General features: G+C 49.0%; 21 protein-coding genes and 2 tRNA genes. All 23 read left to right on the forward strand.

From position 1 onward, the window contains the following. Nucleotides 1–36: 36 nt before the first annotated feature. Nucleotides 37–3,552, forward strand: a complete 3,516-nt coding sequence (mfd, locus tag KNQ08_RS16410; RefSeq protein ID WP_214725609.1) for a transcription-repair coupling factor — start codon at nucleotides 37–39, stop codon at nucleotides 3,550–3,552. Next, nucleotides 3,549–5,096, forward strand: coding sequence for a putative polysaccharide biosynthesis protein (locus KNQ08_RS16415; RefSeq protein ID WP_214806316.1), 1,548 nt, complete (start codon nucleotides 3,549–3,551; stop codon nucleotides 5,094–5,096). The genes mfd and KNQ08_RS16415 overlap by 4 nt, the downstream gene beginning before the upstream one ends. Continuing rightward, on the forward strand, nucleotides 5,093–6,523 hold the full coding sequence (gene yabN, locus KNQ08_RS16420) for a bifunctional methyltransferase/pyrophosphohydrolase YabN (protein ID WP_214806317.1): 1,431 nt from the start codon (nucleotides 5,093–5,095) through the stop codon (nucleotides 6,521–6,523). Before KNQ08_RS16415 ends, yabN begins: the two co-directional genes overlap by 4 nt. Beyond that, nucleotides 6,520–6,792 carry an RNA-binding S4 domain-containing protein gene (locus tag KNQ08_RS16425; protein WP_023466556.1) on the forward strand — a complete coding sequence of 91 codons (273 nt, stop codon included), beginning with the start codon at nucleotides 6,520–6,522 and terminating at the stop codon, nucleotides 6,790–6,792. The genes yabN and KNQ08_RS16425 overlap by 4 nt, the downstream gene beginning before the upstream one ends. Before the next feature lie 66 nt (nucleotides 6,793–6,858). Beyond that, nucleotides 6,859–7,236, forward strand: a complete 378-nt coding sequence (locus KNQ08_RS16430; RefSeq protein ID WP_023466557.1) for an FtsB family cell division protein — start codon at nucleotides 6,859–6,861, stop codon at nucleotides 7,234–7,236. An 83-nt stretch (nucleotides 7,237–7,319) separates the two neighbouring features. Beyond that, nucleotides 7,320–7,835 carry a S1 domain-containing RNA-binding protein gene (locus KNQ08_RS16435; protein WP_023466558.1) on the forward strand — a complete coding sequence of 172 codons (516 nt, stop codon included), beginning with the start codon at nucleotides 7,320–7,322 and terminating at the stop codon, nucleotides 7,833–7,835. A gap of 152 nt (nucleotides 7,836–7,987) precedes the next feature. Beyond that, nucleotides 7,988–8,064: transfer RNA gene (locus KNQ08_RS16440), tRNA-Met, on the forward strand. 8 nt (nucleotides 8,065–8,072) lie between these two features. Beyond that, nucleotides 8,073–8,144 (forward strand) — tRNA-Glu (locus KNQ08_RS16445). Nucleotides 8,145–8,214: 70 nt separating this feature from the next. Further along, nucleotides 8,215–9,447: a tRNA lysidine(34) synthetase TilS gene (tilS, locus tag KNQ08_RS16450; protein ID WP_214772657.1), complete on the forward strand. Its 1,233-nt coding sequence runs from the start codon at nucleotides 8,215–8,217 to the stop codon at nucleotides 9,445–9,447. 33 nt (nucleotides 9,448–9,480) lie between these two features. After that, the gene (gene hpt, locus KNQ08_RS16455; RefSeq protein WP_023466560.1) at nucleotides 9,481–10,026 is read left to right on the forward strand and encodes a hypoxanthine phosphoribosyltransferase; all 546 of its coding nucleotides are present in this window, start codon (nucleotides 9,481–9,483) and stop codon (nucleotides 10,024–10,026) included. 120 nt (nucleotides 10,027–10,146) lie between these two features. Beyond that, nucleotides 10,147–12,150 (forward strand): ATP-dependent zinc metalloprotease FtsH, encoded by a 2,004-nt coding sequence (gene ftsH, locus KNQ08_RS16460; RefSeq protein ID WP_050677371.1) that lies wholly within the window; start codon nucleotides 10,147–10,149, stop codon nucleotides 12,148–12,150. 178 nt (nucleotides 12,151–12,328) lie between these two features. Further along, nucleotides 12,329–13,090, forward strand: a complete 762-nt coding sequence (locus KNQ08_RS16465) for a type III pantothenate kinase (RefSeq protein WP_029343061.1) — start codon at nucleotides 12,329–12,331, stop codon at nucleotides 13,088–13,090. Nucleotides 13,091–13,100: 10 nt separating this feature from the next. Further along, on the forward strand, nucleotides 13,101–14,024 hold the full coding sequence (hslO, locus tag KNQ08_RS16470) for an Hsp33 family molecular chaperone HslO (protein WP_023466563.1): 924 nt from the start codon (nucleotides 13,101–13,103) through the stop codon (nucleotides 14,022–14,024). 12 nt (nucleotides 14,025–14,036) lie between these two features. Then, nucleotides 14,037–14,348, forward strand: a complete 312-nt coding sequence (locus KNQ08_RS16475) for a SurA N-terminal domain-containing protein (RefSeq protein ID WP_023466564.1) — start codon at nucleotides 14,037–14,039, stop codon at nucleotides 14,346–14,348. Nucleotides 14,349–14,428: 80 nt separating this feature from the next. After that, nucleotides 14,429–15,373, forward strand: coding sequence for a cysteine synthase A (cysK, locus tag KNQ08_RS16480; RefSeq protein ID WP_023466565.1), 945 nt, complete (start codon nucleotides 14,429–14,431; stop codon nucleotides 15,371–15,373). Nucleotides 15,374–15,460: 87 nt separating this feature from the next. Next, entirely contained in the window at nucleotides 15,461–16,846 is a 1,386-nt protein-coding gene (locus tag KNQ08_RS16485) for an anthranilate synthase component I family protein (protein WP_214806318.1), read from the forward strand. Further along, nucleotides 16,843–17,424 (forward strand): anthranilate synthase component II, encoded by a 582-nt coding sequence (locus KNQ08_RS16490; protein WP_214806319.1) that lies wholly within the window; start codon nucleotides 16,843–16,845, stop codon nucleotides 17,422–17,424. The genes KNQ08_RS16485 and KNQ08_RS16490 overlap by 4 nt, the downstream gene beginning before the upstream one ends. Further along, complete coding sequence (locus KNQ08_RS16495) at nucleotides 17,408–18,247, forward strand: aminotransferase class IV (RefSeq protein WP_214806321.1); 840 nt, start codon at nucleotides 17,408–17,410, stop codon at nucleotides 18,245–18,247. Before KNQ08_RS16490 ends, KNQ08_RS16495 begins: the two co-directional genes overlap by 17 nt. Next, nucleotides 18,244–19,029, forward strand: a complete 786-nt coding sequence (folP, locus tag KNQ08_RS16500) for a dihydropteroate synthase (protein ID WP_214806323.1) — start codon at nucleotides 18,244–18,246, stop codon at nucleotides 19,027–19,029. The genes KNQ08_RS16495 and folP overlap by 4 nt, the downstream gene beginning before the upstream one ends. A gap of 2 nt (nucleotides 19,030–19,031) precedes the next feature. Beyond that, a complete protein-coding gene (gene folB, locus KNQ08_RS16505) occupies nucleotides 19,032–19,403 on the forward strand; it encodes a dihydroneopterin aldolase (RefSeq protein WP_023466572.1) in 372 nt (123 codons plus the stop codon). Then, a complete protein-coding gene (gene folK / locus KNQ08_RS16510; RefSeq protein ID WP_214806325.1) occupies nucleotides 19,400–19,915 on the forward strand; it encodes a 2-amino-4-hydroxy-6-hydroxymethyldihydropteridine diphosphokinase in 516 nt (171 codons plus the stop codon). Before folB ends, folK begins: the two co-directional genes overlap by 4 nt. Continuing rightward, complete coding sequence (gene dusB / locus KNQ08_RS16515; protein ID WP_214806327.1) at nucleotides 19,915–20,907, forward strand: tRNA dihydrouridine synthase DusB; 993 nt, start codon at nucleotides 19,915–19,917, stop codon at nucleotides 20,905–20,907. The genes folK and dusB overlap by 1 nt, the downstream gene beginning before the upstream one ends. Before the next feature lie 162 nt (nucleotides 20,908–21,069). Then, entirely contained in the window at nucleotides 21,070–22,551 is a 1,482-nt protein-coding gene (lysS, locus tag KNQ08_RS16520) for a lysine--tRNA ligase (protein ID WP_214772669.1), read from the forward strand. Nucleotides 22,552–22,903: the final 352 nt, after the last annotated feature.

The following is a 22,903-nucleotide window of genomic DNA, read 5'->3' on the forward strand; positions in this document are numbered from 1 at the left end:
AAAGCGTTTTTGCTGTCGTGTTTTAGGAGGAAGAAGATGAAACAATTACAAGAACTCTTACTAGCGATTCCTGAAATCAAGACGGTTCGGGAACGTTTCCGGGACGGTGTCAACGCTCAGTTGATCACCGGTCTGATGAACAGTGGGAAAGCATTGTTCGTAGCCGGGATTTATCAGGAGACGAAACGTCGATTCGTACTCGTGACACATAATATGTTCCAAGCACAAAAACTGTACGATGATTTGATTGAACTCGTACCGGAAGAAGACGTCATGCTCTATCCGGTCGATGAGACGTTAGCAGCAGAACTTTCTTATGGCGCCAGTCCAGAACTGCGGGCGACGCGGATCGAGACCCGTCATCGTTTACTGACGACGGACGACGGAATTTTGATCATTCCGCTCGTCGGTTTACGTCGATATGTTCCGGATGCACAGACGTTCCTGTCACACGTCAAACAAGTGAAGCCGGGCGACATCTTATCGATTCCGGACTTCGTCCAGGATTTAGTCGATGCGGGGTACGAACGGACAGCGACGGTGACGACACCCGGTGAGTTTGCTGTTCGCGGAAGTATCATCGATATTTATCCGCTTACGGTCGAACGCCCATACCGGCTCGATCTATTCGACGAGGAAGTCGACTCAATCTATACATTCGATGCGGAGACACAACGTTCGCTCGGTGTCGTCGCAGAAGCATGTTTGATGCCAGCGGCGGAACACTTCGCGACGAAGGATCAGTTGAAGGACGCGGGTGAAAAAGTCCGTCGTCTTTATGAGGCGACGAAAGAGCGCGTCCAAAGTACGGAGGTCCTCGCGGCACTTGAAGAGGGAATCGCCTATGACGTCGAGTTGTTAGAAAACGGCGATCGTCCGAAACAGTTCGCGAAGTATGCACCGATCCTCTACACGTCGACGCTACGTCAAGACGTGAGGGGAAGCGTCTTGATCGTCGATGAAGTCGCACGGGTCGAAGAAGCGGCGGAAGTCCAGGATGCAGAGGAAGCAGAATGGATGGCGTCTCTCATTGAACGCGGACAAAGTGTCAGTGATTACGTCCTGTCCGTTCCGATGGCACATGTCTTTGAAGGACAACCATTGTTGTACCTCTCGCTCCTACCGACCCGCCGGAGTGGGGTACCGGAAAGTGCGGCAATCCATTTCAGCATCAAACCGATTGCACCGTTCCATGGTCAGATGGAACGCCTGAAGCAAGAAGTCGAGCGATATCGTCGCGCTGACATGTGGATGGTTTTCTTAGCGAGTAACCGAGAACGTGCCGAGCGGATGCGTCAGACATTATCCGATTATGGGGTCGAAGCCTCGATCGTAACGAAAGAAGGCATCACTCGTGGTCAACCCGCGATCCTGATTGGCGGAATCCATGGTGGATTCGAGATGACGAATGCGCGCCTCGTCGTCATCACGGAAGAAGAAGTCTTCAAGCAACCAGCGCGTCGCCGGAAGCAAACGACGAAGCTGACGAACGCTGAACGGATCAAGAGTTACCAAGAATTGAAGACAGGCGATTACGTCGTCCATATTCATCACGGGATTGGGCGGTACCACGGCATCAAGACGATTGATGTAGCCGGTAATCATCAGGATTATCTCCATCTCGTTTACGCGGGAGAGGACTCGTTGTATGTTCCTGTCGATCAGATCGACTTGATTCAAAAGTATGTCGGCGCTGAAGGAAAAGAGCCAAAGATCTATAAACTCGGTGGAACGGAATGGAAAAAGGTCAAAGCGAAGGTCCAGAAATCGGTCGAGGATATTGCTGATGAGTTGATCAAGCTCTATGCGGCTCGTGAAGCTGCCGTCGGTTTTGCGTTCCCAGAGGACGACGATAACATGCAAGCATTCGAGGCTTCGTTCCCGTATGAGGAAACGGTCGATCAATTGCGATCGATTGCTGAAATCAAGAAGGATATGGAACGTCCGCGTCCGATGGATCGTCTATTATGTGGCGACGTCGGGTATGGGAAAACGGAAGTTGCGATTCGAGCGGCGTTCAAAGCGGTCATGTCTGGAAAACAAGTCGCGTTACTCGTACCGACGACCGTCCTTGCGCAACAACACTACGAAACGATGCTTGAGCGATTCAGTGAATGGCCGATTCGTGTGTCGGTCATGAGCCGGTTCCGTTCGCCAGCAGAATTAAAGGCGACGAAACAAGGATTGAAAGAGGGAACGATCGATGTCGTCGTCGGGACACACCGTGTGCTGTCGAAAGACGTTCAGTTCGCTGATATCGGATTGTTGATCATTGATGAAGAGCAACGATTCGGCGTGAAACACAAAGAGCGTCTGAAACAGTTGAAGACGAACGTTGACGTCTTGACGTTGACGGCGACACCGATTCCACGGACATTGCACATGTCGATGATTGGGATCCGCGATCTCTCGGTCCTTGAGACCCCACCTGAAAACCGTTATCCGGTCCAGACGTATGTCATGGAATACGACGGAATCGTCATGCGAGAAGCACTTGAACGAGAACTTGGCCGGGGTGGACAAGCGTTCTTCCTGTATAACCGGGTCGAAGGCATCGAGCGAAAGGCAGAAGAGATTCGCGCGCTCGTACCGGAAGCACGGATTGTCACGGCGCACGGTCGGATGACGGAAACCGAACTCGAGAGTCAGTTGATCGCGTTCTTCGAAGGGGACGCGGATGTTCTTGTCAGTACGACGATCATCGAGACAGGAATCGACATTCCGAACGTCAATACGTTGATCGTTCATGACGCGGATCAAATGGGCTTATCGCAGCTGTATCAATTGCGCGGTCGTGTTGGTCGATCAAGTCGCGTTGCTTATTCGTACTTTACGTACCGTCCGCAAAAACGATTGACGGAAGTAGCAGAAAGTCGTCTACAGGCGATCAAGGAATTCACGGAGCTCGGTAGCGGCTTTAAGATCGCGATGCGCGACTTATCGATTCGTGGTGCCGGAAACTTACTCGGTTCCCAACAATCGGGCTTCATCGACTCCGTTGGTTTCGATCTTTATTCGCAGATGCTCGCAGAAGCGGTTGAAGAACGCAAAGAACGGATGAAAGGTAAAAAACGCGTCCAGAAATTCGTACCTGAGTTCACGTTCAGTCTTGATGCGTATATTCCATCACACTACATGACGGACTCCGAGCTGAAAATCGAGTTTTATAAACGCTTGAAATATGTCGATACCGTCGACAGTCTCGAACAACTCGAAACAGAGATGCTTGAGCGATTCGGTGAGTTCCCTGATGAGGTTGCGCGTTTAATCCAATTGACACGGATGCGGATTTTTGCCGAGCGGGCGCGTGTCGAACGCGTCAAACAAACCGATCCTAAAATCGAGATCGTCTTGTCGCTTCAAGCAACACAGCAGCTTGACGTGGCGGACTTCGTCAAGTGGACCGTTCCGCTTGGACGTGGTCTAGGGATGGGACAACAAGAACAGAAACTCGTCTTGACCCTGAACCGGAATAAACAGTCGACGCAACAGATGACGATGCAGGCAGAACAGTTGCTAGCAGAGCTTGATCGTCGGCTCGTCGCACGATGAATAGACGAACGATTGCGCAAGGCGCAGCACTGCTTGCAATCTCTAGTTATATCTCGAAACTGCTCAGCTTTTTTTACCGGATTCCGTATCAGAACCTCGCCGGTGATTTCGGATTGTACGTCTATCAGACGGTCTATCCCTTATTCGCGATAGCGGCAGCGCTTGGAATTTATGCGCTGCCCGTCATCGTGGCGAAGTTGACGCTTTACCACCCGGATGAGAAACGAGAAGTCCTTTGGTCGATTTTTTATGTCTTACTTGCGATGACGGTCTTTTTTGGTCTGCTCGGATGGTGGATTGCCCCGACACTCGCGGGCTGGTTTGGGGACGACAAACTCGTTGTTCCGTTGCGAGCCGTCACGTGTACATTTTATTTACTACCGGTGATTGCCGTTCTTAGAGGCATGTTTCAAGCAGATCTCGAGATGCGACCGACGGCTGTATCCCAAGTCTCTGAAAATGCCGTCCGTGTCGGACTTTTGTTGCTCGTGACCTATATCGGCGTCTCGATGCAGGCGGACCCCTACTGGATTGGTGCCAGTGCCCATCTGACAGCGATCGGTGGCAGCATCGTTTCGTTATTCGTCCTGTTACGTTTTGCGAAAGGGAAGATCGGTCGTCCTGTGTTTTCAGGTATTCACGTACGTCGGGTCGGGAAAGTGCTCGTGACAAGCGGGGTGGCGGTCAGTATCGCCTCACTTGCCTTGTTACTAATGCAATTGATCGATGGATTGACGTTCGTCAATCTGCTTGGTAATACGACGGAGACGAAAATTGAAAAAGGGGTGCTCGACCGTGGGTATCCGTTACTGCAATTCGCGATTCTCTTTGCGACATCGATGAGTCTTGCGAGTGTTCCGTCCTTATCAACCGCATATCGAAAGCATGATCCGCAGATGATGCGTCAACAACTCGAGACATTACTCCGTTCCGGTCTATTGATTGCCGCTGCAGCGACAATCGGACTAATGGGTGTGATGCGTCCGCTCAATATTGCGTTATATCAAGATGACCAGGGAACAGCAGGGTTGATTTGGCTCGCGGCGACGGCATTTGCCGCTTCGATTGCGATGATGATCATCTCTTGTCTCCAGTCGGTCGATGCTGAAAAATATGCGCTCGTTGGTGTTCTTGTCGGATTAGGGGCGAAGCTCGTTCTGAATCTCTATTTCATTCCCCGATATGGTATGATCGGGGCGGGTATGGCGACATTTGGCGGTTTTGCCGTCATGGCGACAGCACAATGGATTCTATTGAACCGGAAGTTCGGTCGCGTATCGGCAGGAAACGCGTTCTACCGACGACTGGTCTTACCTGTGCTCGCCATGAGTGTGTTTCTGTATCTGATCGAAACGTTCTTTCAGCTGTTTGAGCTTGAGACACGAATCGGTGCGGCACTCGAAGTCGGCGTCCTTGTCATCGGTGGTGCTATCATTTATGGCAGTATGGCATTACGCGTCCGTGCATTAACAGAACAAGAGTGGGCGCTATTGCCTTTAGGAGATAAGTTATATCAGATGTACCAACGTAGGAGGAGTATATGACACACCGAATCACGATCGTCGGCCTTGGCGTCGGCGAACTCGAACAATTGCCGTTTGGCATCTATCGATTATTAAAAAACACGACACAGCCTGTCTATTTACGGACAATGGATCATCCAGTCGTTTCAGAACTCGCAGCAGAGGGAATGAACTTTACATCATTTGACTCGGTTTACGAACGACATAGTCGGTTTGAAGACGTATACACAGAAATCGTTGAGGAATTGCTTCGCCTCTCAAAGACGACGGACATCATCTATGCCGTCCCAGGTCATCCACTGGTCGCTGAGAGTACCGTCCAACAGTTATTAGAGCGGACGGACGCGGTCGACGTTGTAGGCGGACAAAGTTTTCTTGATCCGATGTTCGCGGCGCTTGGTGTGGATCCGATTGAAGGATTCCAGTTGCTTGATGCGACGGCGTTTGCCGTTGATGAAGCACAGATCCGTCAACATCTGCTGATTGGACAAGTCTATGATGCGCTCGTCGCCGGTGACTTAAAGGTTCAGCTGATGGAACGTTATCCGGACGAACATCTTGTCACTTTGGTCACGGCAGCGGGTACAAGCAAACAAACTGTCCAAAGCGTGCCGTTATATGAACTCGATCATGTGACGACGCTCAGTAACCTGACGACAGTCTACGTGCCACCAGTCACGGATGAGCAGACGTTGAACCGTGACTTCGCGACATTAAAAGAGATCATCGCGCGATTACGTGGTGAAGGTGGTTGCCCATGGGATCAAGAGCAGACACATGAGTCTTTAAAACGTCATTTAATCGAAGAATCTTACGAATTACTGGAAGCAATCGACCTTCAGGACGATAACTTAATGATAGAAGAGCTAGGAGACGTCCTTTTACAGGTCATGCTCCACGCACAAATTGGTCTAGATGAAGGGTATTTCGACATTCGAGATGTCATCGGAAGCGTCAGTGATAAGATGATTCGTCGTCATCCACACGTCTTCGGAGAAACGATTGTCGATTCTTCAGCCGACGTCGTTTCAAACTGGCAAGACATCAAAGCACAAGAAAAACCGGAGCGAACTTCCTTGCTCGATGGCGTAACAAAAGGAGCACCTGCCTTGATGCGCGCAGAAGATATTCAAAAGAAAGTGGCGAAAGTCGGTTTTGAATGGAGTGACGTCGAGGGTGCACTTGAAAAAGTAATCGAAGAGTTACGTGAATTGAAGGAAGCCGCACCAGAAGAACGACTAGGTGAATTCGGAGACGTTCTGTTTTCGATGACACTCGTCGGGAAATACCTTGGTCTCTCGGCAGAAGAGGGGCTACAACAGACGAATGATAAATTCATCCGTCGCTTTACGCGAATGGAACAGCTAGCGGATCGACCGCTCATTGAGATGACGCTTGAAGAGCAAGATTCACTCTGGCATCAAGCGAAGCAGGAGGAACAGTCATGAGACTTGATAAATTTTTAAAAGTATCGCGTCTGATCAAACGACGGACGCTTGCAAAAGAAGTAGCGGATCAAGGTCGGATTACGATCAATGGTAATGTGGCGAAAGCAAGTAGCACGGTAGCAGCGGGTGACGAGATGACGATCCGGTTCGGAAACAAGATTGTCACGGTTGCGATTTCGAGCATTAAAGAACATGCCAAAAAAGAAGAAGCGTCTGATATGTATGAGATCATCCGTGAAGAAAAGGTGAATTCCGAAGAATCGATGTAATTTACCGGAAAAAGGAAGTATACTAAAGAGTGTCAGGGATGACCACTCAGAAAGAGGAGGGATGATATGCCAACACCGCTCGAATCAGGGCGTCCAGCGCCAAAGATCAAGCCGCTCAATGACCGTAAGAAGCAGTTGAGTCAGAATGCCATCGAAAACCGTCGACGCCTCAAAAATCGCTTTTTCCTGTGTCTGACCGTCTTTTTGCTCATCTTTTCCCTCATGGGGTGGTCATACATGGAAAAACGGCAATTGATCGCTGAACAAAAGCAGTCGTTTCAAGTCGCTGAACAAGAGCAGACGAAAGCGAAAAAAGAGACCGCCCGTCTGAAGGAAGAAATCAATCGTCTCAATGATAAAGAGTATGTAGCGAACTTAGCTCGGAGCGAGTTGCTCTATTCGAAAAAAGGGGAAACGATCTTCTACTTTTCACCGGAAGACTAATTGAAGGTTGCCGATTGATTGAAAAAAGAATGAATCACTCGTATAATAAGAAACGAATCAACTAAAAAGGAGCAATACAATTTATGTCGATTGAAGTAGGCAGCAAAGTGCAAGGGAAAGTAACAGGCATCACGAATTTCGGAGCGTTCGTTGAGTTACCAACAGGGAAAACTGGTCTTGTTCACATCAGTGAAGTGGCAGATTCTTACGTTAAAGACATCAATGATGTGTTGACGGTTGGTCAAGAAATCACCGTCAAAGTCTTAAGTGTTGAAAACGATGGTAAGATCGGTCTTTCCATCAAAAAAGCCGTCGATCGTCCAGAAGGCGAACGTCCTCGTCCTGCACGTCAGTTCGACCGTGGACCACGTCCAGCAGGACAAGATCGTGGACCACGTTCGTTCGATAACAAAGGACCACGTGGAGGCGGTAACCGTGGAGGCTTCAACAAAGGCGGCCGTGGTACACCACCACCGCGCAAAGAACAATCGTTCGATACGCTGATGTCTAGTTTCCTGAAAGATAGTGAAGATCGTCTTGCTACATTGAAACGTCAAACGGATTCAAAACGTGGCGGACGCGGCGCAAAACGTCAATAACTTGCTGACCTGTTCTTTATAAGAATAGAGATGGAATGACGCCGTTCATTCCATCTTTTATTTTTTTGAAATTATTTTTAGAAAAAGCGTTGACTTTCATTTGACCTGCCCGTATTATAGAAAATGTGCTTAAGACGCACGAGTTAAAATATGGCGGTGTAGCTCAGCTGGCTAGAGCGTACGGTTCATACCCGTGAGGTCGTGGGTTCGACTCCCTCCGCCGCTACCATATTTTTTGGCCCGTTGGTCAAGCGGTTAAGACACCGCCCTTTCACGGCGGTAACACGGGTTCGAATCCCGTACGGGTCATTCTCAAAAGCTATCTCTATTATATAGAGATAGCTTTTTTTAGGTTTTGATGGAAAGGGGTGAAGTCGTTATGGAAGGTGTGCCGTTCGAACCACTTTTAGTAGGTGTGTCGGGAGGTTGTGATTCGATGGTCCTCGTTGATCGCTTGTACAAAGAAGGCTACGATATCGCGATTGCGCATGTGCATCATGGATTACGAGAAGCGTCCGACGAAGAAGCGCGCTTTATTAAGGAGTGGGCAACGGCCCGAAAGATATCCTTTTTCATGACACGTTTAGAATGGACCGGACGTACGAGCTCTCAAGCAGCTTGTCGCGAAGAGAGATATGCGTTTTTTGAACGAATCATGGAAGAGACCGGGCGTTCGCGTCTGATTCTCGCTCATCATCAAGACGATCAAATTGAGACGCTACTCATTCAGCTCATTCGTGGAGAAGCGCAGGTTGATGGTATTCCCGTCGTTCGTCCATTTGGTAACGGTTGGTTGCATCGCCCGTTGCTACATGAATCGAAGCAAACATTACTCGAGTATGCGCTGCAACATGAAGTCCCGTGGCGAGAAGATGCGTCAAATGCAGAAACTACTTATTTGCGTAATCAAATCCGGCATACGATTGTGCCGCCACTTCGAGAAATTCGGCCAGAGTTTGAACAAGCAACAGCAGCGGCAGCACATGCGCGACAGCAAATCATGCGTGAGCAGGCGACATTCGTCGCGACCTATCTCGACCGGTGCAAGGAAGCAAACGGAATTCCGATAGCACGTATTTTAGAATTACCGACGGATTTACAGCGGCTTGTCTTGCCGACACTAACGAAAGAAACGTTTTCTTCAGAAACGATTCGTCACTTCATCATGTGGCTTCGGGTGGATAAGGGCTCGGACGAAGTGTATTATGGAAACTGGAGGATGCGACGTGCATATGGCTTTTTGATGCAGGATCGTGTGATACGGTCAATGAATGACGATTTACCGTTTCAAGTAGGGGAGAATTTGGGAACGTATCATTATGGTGAACAAATGGTTCGCTTCTCAATCGGAAACCAAGGTATCCCGCTGGACGCGATTACGTTCCCGTTGACGGTGCGTCCGCCACGTCCAGGAGATCGGATTCAGCTTGCTGTGGGTTCGAAAAAAGTCAGTCGAATTCTGATTGATGCTAAGGTTCCACGTTATCTCCGAGAACAGGTTCCGGTCGTCGTCGATGCAAATGGAGTGATTTTAGCCGTCATTGGACATCGAATTGCAATATTCGGGTCATTTGAACTCCTCGCAAAATCTTATTTAATGATAGAATGGTAATGTAGTGTTTATTATGGAGGAGGAATACCTAGCATGACCTTGATGAACGATATGGAAAAAGTACTGATTTCAGAAGAAGAGATCCAAAATAAAGTGGGCGAACTCGCCGGCGAATTGACAGCGGATTATCACGATCGTTTTCCGTTGCTTGTGTGTGTCTTAAAAGGCGCAATGCCTTTCATGTCTGATCTTGTGAAAAAGATGGATATGCACCTTGAAATGGACTTCATGGACGTTTCAACGTATCACGGTGGGACAACATCAACAGGTGAAGTCAAGATTGAAAAAGATTTGAACACATCGGTAGAAGGACGCGACATCTTGATTGTCGAAGATATCATCGACAGCGGATTGACGCTTGGCTACCTCGTCGACCTCTTCAAGTACCGGAAAGCGAAGTCCGTTAAGATCGTGACGTTGCTCGACAAACCAACAGGACGGAAGAATGACTTGCACGCAGATTACAGCGGCTTCGTCATTCCACACGAATTCGTCGTCGGTTATGGTCTGGATTACGAAGAGAAATACCGTAACCTTCCGTATGTAGGTGTCTTGAAACCTGCAGTCTACGGCGGCTAATTATTTTTAATCTCGTCTGTCCCATGATAAGATGAAACCAATTACAAAGCGCGCCCTGTCGCGCCAGGATTCGTATTCATCCACTAGAAAAACGAGATGGATGCGGAGAGGAGGCATAAGATGAACCGAGCAGTGAAGAATACCCTCGTGTTTGGGGTCATTTTTCTAGCTTTGATCTTGTTTCTGCAATACTTGCAGAGTCCAGTGAACAAAAGCAAAGAAATCAATTACACACAGTTTGTCGAGTCTGTTGAAAAAGGTGAAATCAAGACGGCTACCTTCCAATATGAAGGGCAGACGTATAATGTGACAGGAGATTTGCGTGAAAAAGATTCGACGTATGAGACGGTCGTACCGGCTGTTGATACGGAACTAACGGATCTCTATACGCAACTCAGAAGCCAAGGAGTCAAATTGGACTTCAAGGCAGCAGAAACGAATGGTGGTTGGATCGCGTTACTGACGACGATCGTTCCATTCATCATCATCTTCATCCTCTTCTTCTTCTTGATTAATCAAGCACAAGGTGGCGGTGGTGGCGGTCGCGTCATGAACTTCGGGAAATCGAAGGCACGCCTCTATGATACAGAGAAGAAAAAGATCACGTTTGATGATGTAGCCGGCGCAGACGAAGAGAAACAAGAACTCGTCGAAGTCGTTGAATTCTTGAAAGATCCGCGTAAATTCGCGAAACTCGGTGCCCGTATTCCGAAAGGGGTCCTCCTCGTAGGTCCTCCAGGTACAGGTAAGACGTTGCTCGCACGTGCCGCAGCTGGTGAAGCTGGCGTACCATTCTTCTCGATTTCAGGTTCTGACTTCGTTGAGATGTTCGTCGGTGTCGGGGCATCACGTGTCCGTGACTTGTTCGAAAACGCGAAGAAAAATGCACCATGTATCATCTTCATCGATGAAATCGATGCTGTTGGTCGTCAACGGGGCGCAGGTCTCGGTGGTGGACACGATGAGCGTGAGCAAACATTGAACCAACTTCTCGTCGAGATGGATGGATTCAGTGAAAACGAAGGTATCATCATGATCGCAGCAACGAACCGTGCTGATATTCTTGACCCAGCCTTACTCCGTCCAGGTCGTTTTGACCGTCAAATCACGGTTGATCGTCCAGATGTCGTCGGTCGTGAAGCAGTCTTGAAAGTTCACGCACGGAACAAACCGCTCGATTCGACGGTTGATTTGAAAGCTATCGCACAGCGGACACCTGGATTCTCAGGTGCGGATCTTGAGAACCTTCTGAATGAAGCAGCACTTGTTGCAGCACGTTCAGACCGTGATAAAGTCTCGATCGTTGATCTCGAAGAAGCGATTGACCGCGTCATCGCGGGACCAGCGAAGAAGAGCCGGATCATCTCGCCGAAAGAGAAAAAAATTGTCGCATGGCACGAAGCTGGACATACGATCATCGGTGTCACGCTCGACGATGCGGATGAAGTACACAAGGTAACGATCGTTCCTCGCGGAAACGCGGGCGGATATGTCGTCATGTTGCCAAAAGAAGATCGTTACTTCATGACGAAGCCGGAACTCGAAGATAAGATTACTGGATTGCTCGGTGGTCGCGTCGCAGAGGACATCGTCTTCGGAGAAGTCTCGACTGGGGCAAGCAATGACTTCCAGCGTGCGACAGGTCTTGCACGGAAAATGGTCATGGAGTTCGGGATGAGTGAAAAACTCGGACCACTTCAATTCGGATCAGGTCAAAGCGGTAACGTCTTCCTCGGCCGTGATTTCCAAAACGAACAGAATTACTCGGATGCAATCGCACACGAGATCGATACGGAAATCCAAGCGATCATCAACCGCTGTTACCAAAAAGCGAAAGATATCCTGACTGAGAAACGCGATCAGCTCGACTTGATTGCAACGACGTTGCTTGAAGTCGAAACACTCGATCAAAAACAAATTCACCATCTCCTAGAGACGGGCGAATACAAAAAACATGAACCAGAAGCAACGACTCCAAAAGCAGAAGAGAAAGCACCGGAATCGACAGATGCAACTGTTGATCAACCGACGCAGTCTCCAACGCAAATGGGTTCAGTCGTTGACGAAGGGAAAAATGTAGATACGGATACACCAGACACGCCGCGTCGCGACGATCAAGTGTAAACGGATGGAACGGATTCGATCTCGCATCGAATCCGTTCTTTTTTGTGGCAGACCGAGCGAATACACATCGGTAGGTGTGACCATATGAGCATGGTATAATCACAACGTATATTATTCCGATCGTGAAACAACGGAATATAGAAGCATGAAAATCGAGAAGAAGCGGGGAAATAAGCAAATGATTTTAGTCATCGATGTCGGAAATACGAATATCGTCTTAGGTGTCTATCAGGGACAAGAGTTGATTGAGCATTGGCGGATTGCGACAGACCGGACACGGACGACGGACGAATACGGTATGCTCGTCAAAGCGTTGTTCCGTGACGCAGAGCTAAACGTGGAAGAAATCGAGGGAATCGTGTTATCATCTGTCGTACCCCCCGTCGTGTTTCCACTAGAAAATATGTGTGTGCGTTACTTTAAACGCCGTCCGTTCTTGATTGGACCAGGAATCAAGACAGGACTGGATTTAAAAGTCGATAATCCACGGGAAGTGGGAGCCGATCGAATCGTCAACGCAGTAGCGGCGACGGCGAAATACGAGGGACCGATGATCATCGTCGATTTCGGAACAGCGACGACGTATTGTTACATCGATGCACAAAAACGGTATTACGGCGGCATCATCTCACCCGGTGTGATGGTTGCAACCGAGGCACTCTATAATAAGGCAGCAAAATTGCCGCGAATCGAAATCGCGAAACCGCAGTCAGCCATCGGACGGAATACGATCCATGCGATGCAGTCGGGGACCTATTTCGGATATGTGGCACAGGTGGACGGACTCGTTCACCGGATGAAAGAAGAAATGGGAGAAGCGAAGGTCATTGCGACCGGCGGCTTAGCCCGATTAATCAGCGAGGAATCCACGATGATTGAGGTCGTCGATCCATTCTTGACGTTAGATGGATTACGGATTATCTACGAACGAAATAAGTGAGGGAATCAAGATGAAACGTGAAGAATTATTAGCACAATTAAAAGATGACTATTTAGTACGGGCGTTAGGCTTCAATGGAGAAGTCCGTGCGTTTGCAATTCGTTCGACGAAGACGGTCTATGAAGCACAACTGCGCCACCAGACGACACCTGTCGTCACAGCAGCGCTCGGTCGGACACTGACGATCGGTGCAATGATGGGTACGATGCAAAAAGGCGATACACGTGTCACATTAAAAGTCGAAGGCGATGGACCGATTGGGAAAATCATCGTCGATGCCGACGCAAAAGGTGTCGTACGTGGATATGTGAGTCGTCCCCGCGTCGAGATGGATACGTATGTCAATGCAGATGGTCTGACGAAACTAAAAGTCGGTGAAGCGGTCGGTCGCGGAAACATCTCTGTCATCAAAGACCTCGGGTTGCGTGACTTCGTCGGTGGTCAATCGCCGATTCAAACAGGTGAGATCAGCGAAGACTTCACGTATTACTTCGCTGTATCGGAACAAAGCCCATCGGTCGTTGGGGCTGGCGTTCTCGTTTATCCAGAAGACGAATCAGTCATCGCAGCAGGTGGCTTGATCGTTCAATTGATGCCAGGTGCATCGGAAGAGACGATTGCAGCACTCGAAAAACGTGTTGGAGCCCTAAAACCGATCTCGATTCTCGTCGGTGAGGAAAAAACACCAGAAGAAATGTTAGAACTCGTTCTCGGTGACTACGAACATCTTGATACGATTCCAGTATCATTCGAATGTACGTGTGACCGTGACAAATTAGCGACAGCGATCATCGCCCTTGGACCAGATGAGATTCAAGCGATGATTGATGAAGATGGTGGTGCGGAAGCTGTTTGTCACTTCTGTTCAGAGCATTATCACTATGATGTTCCAGAATTAGAGGAACTTCGCGAAAAATCACTCGAAAGAGCATAAGAGGGATCTAATATGGGGAATGTACAACCTAAGTACTTGTGGATGTTGATCTTCATCTTAATGTTGACGAATTTCATGACCGGTGCTTACGCTTTCATGGGTGAGCTCCCAAAGGTCGATTCTCCTAAAATCGTTCAAGACAGCATCGGTGGTCCGCTCGAGGATGTCGTCGCCGAAGTCGGTGATGAGAAAATCACGCGCGCGATGGTCTATCAGACGATGCGAACGGAACAGGAAAAACAGACGATTGATCGTTTGATTCAAGAAGCGGTCGAACGCCAGACGAAGGATGGAAAAAAGCCGGAAGTCAAACGCTTTGATTGACAGATTTCATCCAATCCGCTGATAATTAGTTTATCGGATTACTTGGAATTCAAGCGGTTCACTAATGAGGAGGAATGGTCATGCGTATTGCGAATTCAGTATTAGATTTAGTCGGTCGGACCCCGATCGTCAAGTTACATCATCTAACGGGTCCTGAGGATGCAGATGTGTATCTGAAATTGGAGTACATGAACCCTGGATCAAGCGTAAAAGACCGGATCGCGCTATCTATGATTGAGGCCGCAGAAGAAGCGGGTCAACTCAAAGAAGGAGACACGATCATCGAGCCGACGAGTGGAAACACAGGGATCGGACTAGCGATGGTCGCTTCGGCGAAAGGATACCGCGCCATCCTCGTCATGCCGGAAACGATGAGCATGGAGCGCCGGACGTTGCTTCGCGCCTATGGTGCGGAATTGATTCTGACTCCGGGTCCTGAAGGGATGAAGGGTGCGATCGCTCGCGCGACAGCGGAAGCGGAAGAACACGGTTACTTCATGCCGCAACAATTCAATAACGGTGCCAATCCAGTCGTCCATGAAAAAACGACAGGTCCTGAAATCGTCGAAGCGTTCGAAGGCATGCAACTCGATGCGTTCATCGCGGGAATTGGAACGGGCGGAACGATCACCGGTGCTGGTAAAGTGTTACGTGATGCTTTCCAAGGTATTGAAATCATTGCCGTCGAACCAACGGATTCACCGGTCTTATCAGGTGGTAAACCGGGACCGCACAAACTGCAAGGAATCGGTGCTGGATTCGTGCCGTCGATTCTCGATACAGAGATTTATGATGGTGTCGAGCAAATCACGACGGAAGAAGCATTCGATCACGCACGCCGAGCAGCGAAGACGAATGGTGTCTTAGGTGGTATCTCGTCAGGTGCTGCGATTGCAGCGGCGCTCAAGACAGCGAAACGTCTCGGTAAAGGGAAAAACGTTCTCGCAATCATTCCTTCGAATGGAGAGCGGTACTTAAGTACACCGCTGTATCAAATCGAGGAAGAAGCAGACCAATCGAAGTAATCAACTGGACGTACACGGAAGTCATTCGGCTTCCGTGTACTTTTTTGCGTATAATGAGAGCAGAATAGTGTGAAGTGAGGGACGCGTATGCGACAGACGAAATACAAAGCAGTACCATGGACGAAAGAACAATTCTACAATCGATATGTTGAACAGACGAATGGCACAACGGGACACGTCTGGCTCGAAAGCGGTCGAATCGGCCGGTATACGATGGCGGCGACTCGTCCTGTCGGATACGTCCGGACAAAAGACGGAACGACGACGATTGAGACAGATGGAAAAGTCGAGACATCGACGGCGAATCCGTTTGATGTACTCGAACAGCTCCGCGTCGACCGTGAATCAGTCCGACCGGATGGAATGCCACCGTTCTTTGGTGGATTTGCCGGTTACGTCAGTTATGATGCCGTCCGTTATTTAGAAAAGTTACCGGAGCGAGCGATGGATGATTTGCAAACACCCGATCTGTCATTTTACTGGTACGATGAAGTCGCCGTGTTTGATGAGGAGACGAAGCAGTTGTTCATTGCCGTGACGCGAGACACGGCAGAGGAAGCGGAGCGGATCCTTGAAGAAGAAGTCGCGCGCTGGTGCATCGAGACGACCGCACCTCAGTTTACAGCGACCGGTTCATCCGGTGAGCGGGAACGAGCCTTCGGACAGGAGGCGTTCATGACAGCGGCACACCGGATTAAATCCTATATTGAGGACGGTGACGTCTTCCAAGTTAATTTGTCCGTCCGTCAACAAGAGCCGCTAGGGACGACAGCGGAACATTTGTATGATGTATTACGACAAGTCAATCCTTCTCCATACATGGGTTACTTTGTGGATGAAGATTTAACACTCGTGTCCGCCTCACCCGAGTTGCTCGTCGAAAAAATCGGTGATGCGTTAGCGACACGTCCAATTGCCGGAACACGACCGCGCGGGAAGGATGAAGCGGAGGATTTACGACTTGCGAAAACCTTACTCGATAATGAAAAAGAACGGGCAGAGCATGTGATGCTCGTTGATTTAGAGCGAAATGATTTAGGGCGCGTCAGTCGTTATGGTACGGTTCATGTCGATGAGCTGATGGTGATCGAGAAATACTCGCACGTACAACACATCGTCTCAAACGTCAGAGGGGAAGTAGCTCCGGAACACTCGGGGAGTCAGGTGCTCGCTGCGATGTTCCCAGGTGGTACGATCACTGGAGCACCAAAAATCCGGACGATGGAAATCATTGAAGAACTGGAACCGGTCCGGCGCGGTATCTACACCGGGTCGCTTGGCTTCATCAGTTGGGCGGATGATGTCATCTTCAACATCTTGATCCGGACACTCGTTGCAAAAGACGGGATGGCATATGTCCAAGCAGGTGCTGGAGTCGTCACGGACTCGGACGCAGCACGTGAATACGAAGAGTCACTCAGTAAAGCCAAAGCGTTATGGGTGACCAAAGAAACAGCGGAGGGAACGCAATGATTGTATTGATTGATAACTATGATTCCTTTACGTACAACTTAGTCCAGTATTTTGGCGAACTCGGACAAGACATCCGGGTATTTCGCAACGACGCGATTACCCTTGCGGAAATCGAAGCGTTGCAACCGGATCATCTGGTCATCTCGCCGGGTCCTTGTACGCCGAATGAAGCGGGGATCAGTTTAGAAGCGATTGCTTATTTTGCTGGGAAGGTGCCGATACTAGGGGTCTGCTTAGGTCATCAAGCGATTGGGCAAGTATTCGGTGGTAAAGTCGTCCGCGCGAAGGAATTGATGCACGGAAAAGTCTCGCCACTGACGCATGACGGACAAGGTATCTTTGAACGGATCCCACAATCGACACCGGTGACACGTTACCACTCGCTCGTCGTTGAACGCGAGACATTCCCGGAAGTGCTCGAAGTGACGGCGGAAGCCGGTGGAGAGATCATGGCACTCCGTCACCGGACGTTGCCGATTCTCGGTGTCCAGTTCCATCCGGAAGCGATTTTGACGCGAGACGGGAAGCAGATGTTAAAAAATTTCTTGGAGTTGACGCATTATGTATCTCTGGCATGACGGGACCATTAAACGAGAAGAAGAAGTACGCATCTCCCCGCTCGATCACGGATTCGTCTACGGGATGGGTGTATTCGAGACGTTTCGGACCTATAACGGACATCCGTTTTTGTTCGATGATCATATTGAACGCTTACGGATGAGTTGTGTCGCACTCGGAATCCAGCTAGCATATGACCGGGAAACCTTGCGGCAAGCGATCCAAGATTTATATGCAGCATATGGGGCGAACGATTTATATATTCGGTTGAACGTCTCAGCCGGTCCACGCGAGATCGGTTTATCAATCGATCCTTACGATACGCCGACCGTGTTGATCTATGCGAAACCAATCGCTCCGCGAAAACGGGCGGAACGTGCACTCGAGACGATTCGTTTACCGCGCAGTACGCCGGAGACGACTTACCGCTTGAAGTCACATCATTACATGAACAATCTAGTGGCGAAACGCCAATTGTTCAATCCGGAAGCAGAAGGGCTGTTTTTAACGAAGGAAGGTCATGTCTGTGAGGGCATTACGTCAAACATCTTTTGGCGTTACGGAAGTACATGGTATACGTCACCGCTTGAAACCGGTGCACTGAACGGGATTACCCGTCAGTTTCTCATGCAACATGTACCGGTCGAAGAACGCTTGGCTTATTTACCGCAGCTCGAAGAAGCAGATGAGATCATCTATACGAATTCCGTTCAGGAAGCGGTCGCGATTTCGTCACTTGACGGACGCCCTTTCCCTGGAATCAACGGAACAGGATATGCACAAATCATGACGCTGTTCGATCAATCCGTCGAACATGTGACGACAAGGAGAGAACAACGATGACTTACATCATGGGTATCTTGAACGTGACACCGGACTCCTTTTCGGACGGTGGACAATATGTCGATGTCGAGCAAGCGATGCGGCAAGCGCGTCAGCTCGTCGCGGATGGAGCAGATGCGATCGATGTCGGTGGAGAGTCGACACGGCCGGGTGCAGCGTTCGTATCAGTCGAAGAAGAACTCGCCCGTGTTTTACCGATCATCAAGCGCATCAAACGAGAGCTGAACGTACTGGTGTCGATCGATACGTACAAACCTGTCGTCGCAGAGGCTGCTATTGAAGCGGGAGCGGACATCATCAACGATGTTTGGGGCTCGAAGTGGGGCGATCGTTCGATGGTCAACGTTGCTGCGCAGTATAAAGTACCCATCATTTTGATGCATAACCGGGAGACGGCGCATGGGACAGATATGCTGGCAGAAGTTCGAGCTGACCTTGAGGAATCAATTCGGTTAGCAAAACAGGCAGGCGTGGCGGAAGAGCACATTTGGCTCGACCCGGGGATTGGATTCATGAAGACGCATAAAGAGAACTTGTACCTGATGCGTCATCTATCGATCGTAACGGACTTCGGGTATCCGGTTTTACTCGGGACATCCCGTAAATCGATGATTGGTCTCGCGCTTGGATTACCGACAGAAGAACGACTCGAAGGAACGATTGCGACGGTTTGCTATGGGATTCAACAAGGATGTGACTGGATGCGTGTGCATGACGTCAAAGAAGTCAAACGGGCAGCGCAGATGATGGACATCATGTTGGCTGCGACGAAGGGGGAATAACGGTGGATCGAATTCATGTAACAGGAATGCGTTTTTATGGGTACCACGGTGTATTCGCAGAAGAGACAAAACTCGGTCAACGATTCAATGTCGACTTATCGATCGGACTTGCATTGGCAGAAGCCGGTCGGACGGATGATTTGACGAAAAGTGTCAATTACGCCGAATTGTATGAAGCGACGAAACGTGTCGTCGAAGGAGAACCGCTCCAACTCGTCGAAGCCTTGGCGGACCGTATTGCAAAAGCAGTATTTGCGTTAGACGAACGAATTCAAGAAGCGTCGATCAAGGTCATCAAACCGGATCCGCCGATTGCCGGTCATTATGAACATGTGGCGGTCGAGATCAATCGCCTTCGGGAGGACTATGCATGAAGGAAGCTTACATTGCACTCGGCTCGAACATCGGCGATAAGGCGGCTCACTTAAGAGCAGCGATTGCTCGCCTGAGAGCGTTACCGTCTGTTCATGATGTGAAGGCCTCTTCCATTTATGAGACGGTACCTGTCGGATATCTCGAGCAGGATTTATTCTATAATATGGTCGTCGCAATTCAAACGACGGATGAGGCATCTGTCTTACTTAGACGACTGCAGGAAATTGAACAGCTAGAAGGACGCGAGCGTCTGTTCAAAAATGGACCACGAACGCTTGACTTAGATATTTTGCTATATGAGGAAGAACGCATTGATCTCGAAGGATTAACCGTTCCGCATCCGCGGATGCAAGAGCGGGCATTCGTCCTCGCACCATTACGTGAACTCGCAGCAACATGCGTCATACCCGGTCTTGGACAAAGTGTCGAGCAGTTGTATCAGCAGTTACCAGAGACAGAACGAAACGGTGTACGACGGTTAGGTGGGCTTTTAGAAGCGGAGGAACAATAATGGAATTTAACATTGGTGATGTCAAACTGAAGAATCAAGTCATCTTGGCACCGATGGCAGGCGTCTGTAATCCGGCGTTTCGGTTAATTGCAAAGGAATTCGGTGCGGGACTCGTCTGTGCGGAGATGGTCAGCGATAAAGGGATCTTGTACGAGAATGAACGGACGCTACAGATGCTGTACGTGGATGAGCGGGAAAAACCGCTCAGCCTTCAAATCTATGGCGGTTCAAAAGAGACACTCGTTCAAGCGGCACGATATGTCGAAGCGAACACGAATGCCGATATCATTGACATCAACATGGGCTGTCCGGTCCCGAAAGTCACGAAAAGTGATGCTGGAGCGAAATGGTTGCTTGATCCGGATAAGGTATATGAGATGGTCCATGCGGTGACGCAAGCGATCGATAAACCCGTTACTGTTAAGATGCGGACCGGCTGGGACAGTCATCACATCTATTGTGTCGATAATGTCAAAGCGGCAGAAGCGGGTGGTGCGAAAGCCGTTGCTATCCACGGGCGGACACGTTCGCAAAAGTATGAAGGGGTCGCAGACTGGAACATCATTGGCGAAGCGAAAAAAGCGGTCAACATTCCGATCATCGGAAATGGAGATGTTCAGACGCCGCAAGATGCAAAACGGATGATTGATGAGATCGGCGTCGACGGTGTCATGATCGGACGGGCAGCTCTCGGGAACCCGTGGATGTTGTATCAGACGATCCAGTATCTCGAATCAGGAACGCTTCCGGCAGAACCGACGGCGCGTGAGAAGATTGATATCTGTCTCTTACACGCAACACGACTAGTCGCGCTAAAGGGAGAAGAACTCGCCGTACGCGAAATGCGGACACACGTCGCCTGGTATTTGAAAGGAATGAAGGGGAACGGTCGCGTTCGCAATGCGTTATTCAATATCGACACACACGCAGGACTCGTCGAACTGTTACAGCAGTACTTGCAGACACTCGAAGCAGACGTAGCATATGCCTAACAGGTAAAGTATAGTCGGACAGAGTCGTTTTGTGTTACGCTAGTTGCATTGAAGATGAGCGTATCGGTTTTCTAAAAGGGCTGTCGGTCATTCCGACAGCTTTTTATTCGAGAGAATCGTCGTGAACCATTATTAAAAGGAGTGAAGACAGTGAGTCAGGATATGGAAATGAACGATCAAATGCAGGTGCGTCTCGGTAAGATGAACGCCATGCGTGAACAAGGTCTCGATCCATTCGGCGCACGTTTTGAACGTTCGACGGATACTGAGAGCATTCGTGCATCATTTGGTGAACATACAAAAGAAGAATTGGCTGAACTGAAACCGGAAGTTGCCATCGCGGGGCGTGTCATGACGACACGTCGTAAAGGGAAGGTTGGCTTTACGAATGTTCAGGATGTGCAAGGTCAAATTCAGTTGTATGTCCGTAAAGATGACGTCGGCGAAGAGGCGTATGAGATCTATAAGACATGTGACTTAGGCGACATCGTCGGAATTCAAGGATATGTGTTCAAGACGAATGTTGGTGAACTCTCTGTTCACGTCACAGCATTTACGTTATTAACGAAAGCATTACGTCCGCTTCCGGATAAATATCACGGATTAAAAGATATCGAGCAACGCTACCGTCAGCGTTACCTCGACCTCATTACGAACCAAGAATCACGTGAGACATTCATCGCGCGGAGTAAAGTCATTCGTGGAATTCGTCAATATCTCGATAACCTCGGATACTTGGAAGTTGAAACACCAATGTTGCACACGATTGCGGGTGGAGCATCGGCTCGTCCGTTCATCACGCATCATAATGCACTCGACATGACGCTTTACATGCGGATTGCGATCGAGCTCCATTTGAAACGTTTGATCGTCGGTGGACTTGAGAAAGTCTACGAAATCGGTCGCGTGTTCCGTAATGAAGGAATCTCAACACGCCATAACCCAGAGTTTACGATGATCGAACTCTATGAAGCGTATGCGGATTATAAAGACATCATGAACTTAACAGAGAACCTGATCGCTCACGTCGCACAAGAAGTACTCGGTACGACACAAGTCACTTACGGAGAAGACGTCATTGATCTATCTGTCGGTTGGAAACGAGCACACATGGTCGATCTCGTTAAAGAAGCGACAGGTGTCGACTTCTTTGAACAGATTTCAAACGAACGTGCCCTCGAACTAGCACATGAACACGGTGTTGAAGTTCAGTCACACATGACGACGGGACATATCTTGAATGAGTTCTTTGAACAAAAAGTAGAAGAAACACTCGTTCAACCAACATTCGTCTATGGTCATCCTGTTGAAGTGTCACCGCTTGCGAAGAAAAATCCAGAGGATCCACGCTTTACGGATCGCTTTGAATTATTCATCGTCCGTCGTGAGCATGCGAATGCCTTCACGGAATTGAACGATCCAATCGATCAACGTGAACGCTTCGAAGCACAACTCGTCGAAAAAGAAGCAGGAAACGATGAAGCACATGAAATGGATACAGACTTCATTGAAGCACTCGAGTACGGTATGCCGCCAACGGGTGGTCTTGGGATCGGGATCGATCGTCTCGTCATGTTGTTGACGAATGCGCCATCGATTCGTGATGTATTACTCTTCCCAACGATGCGTCACCAACAAAATTAATGAGTGGAGCTCCGTTCTTTCTATACTGTATAGAAGGAATGGAGCATTCTTTTTGAAGTCAACACAGGGATAAACGAGTCGAAAAACGGGTAAATAAAAGTTTTTAAATGTTTTTCTAATAAAATGCTTGTAGGATTCAAAAAGCCATGGTATATTACTTCTTGTGCCGCGAATGGTCGTGACACACAAAAATAAATATCAAAAAAGTTGTTGACAATCGGGTTGATAACTTGTTAAGATATTAAAGTCGCTGAAAACGACACGACGAACTTTGAAAACTGAACGATGAGGCAAAAATCGTATTCTACGGAATACAAAAACGAATGAAGCGCAAGCTTCGTCAATCGTGACT

The organism is Exiguobacterium sp. s46 (assembly GCF_018618875.1).
Lineage (GTDB): Bacteria > Bacillota > Bacilli > Exiguobacteriales > Exiguobacteriaceae > Exiguobacterium_A > Exiguobacterium_A abrahamii.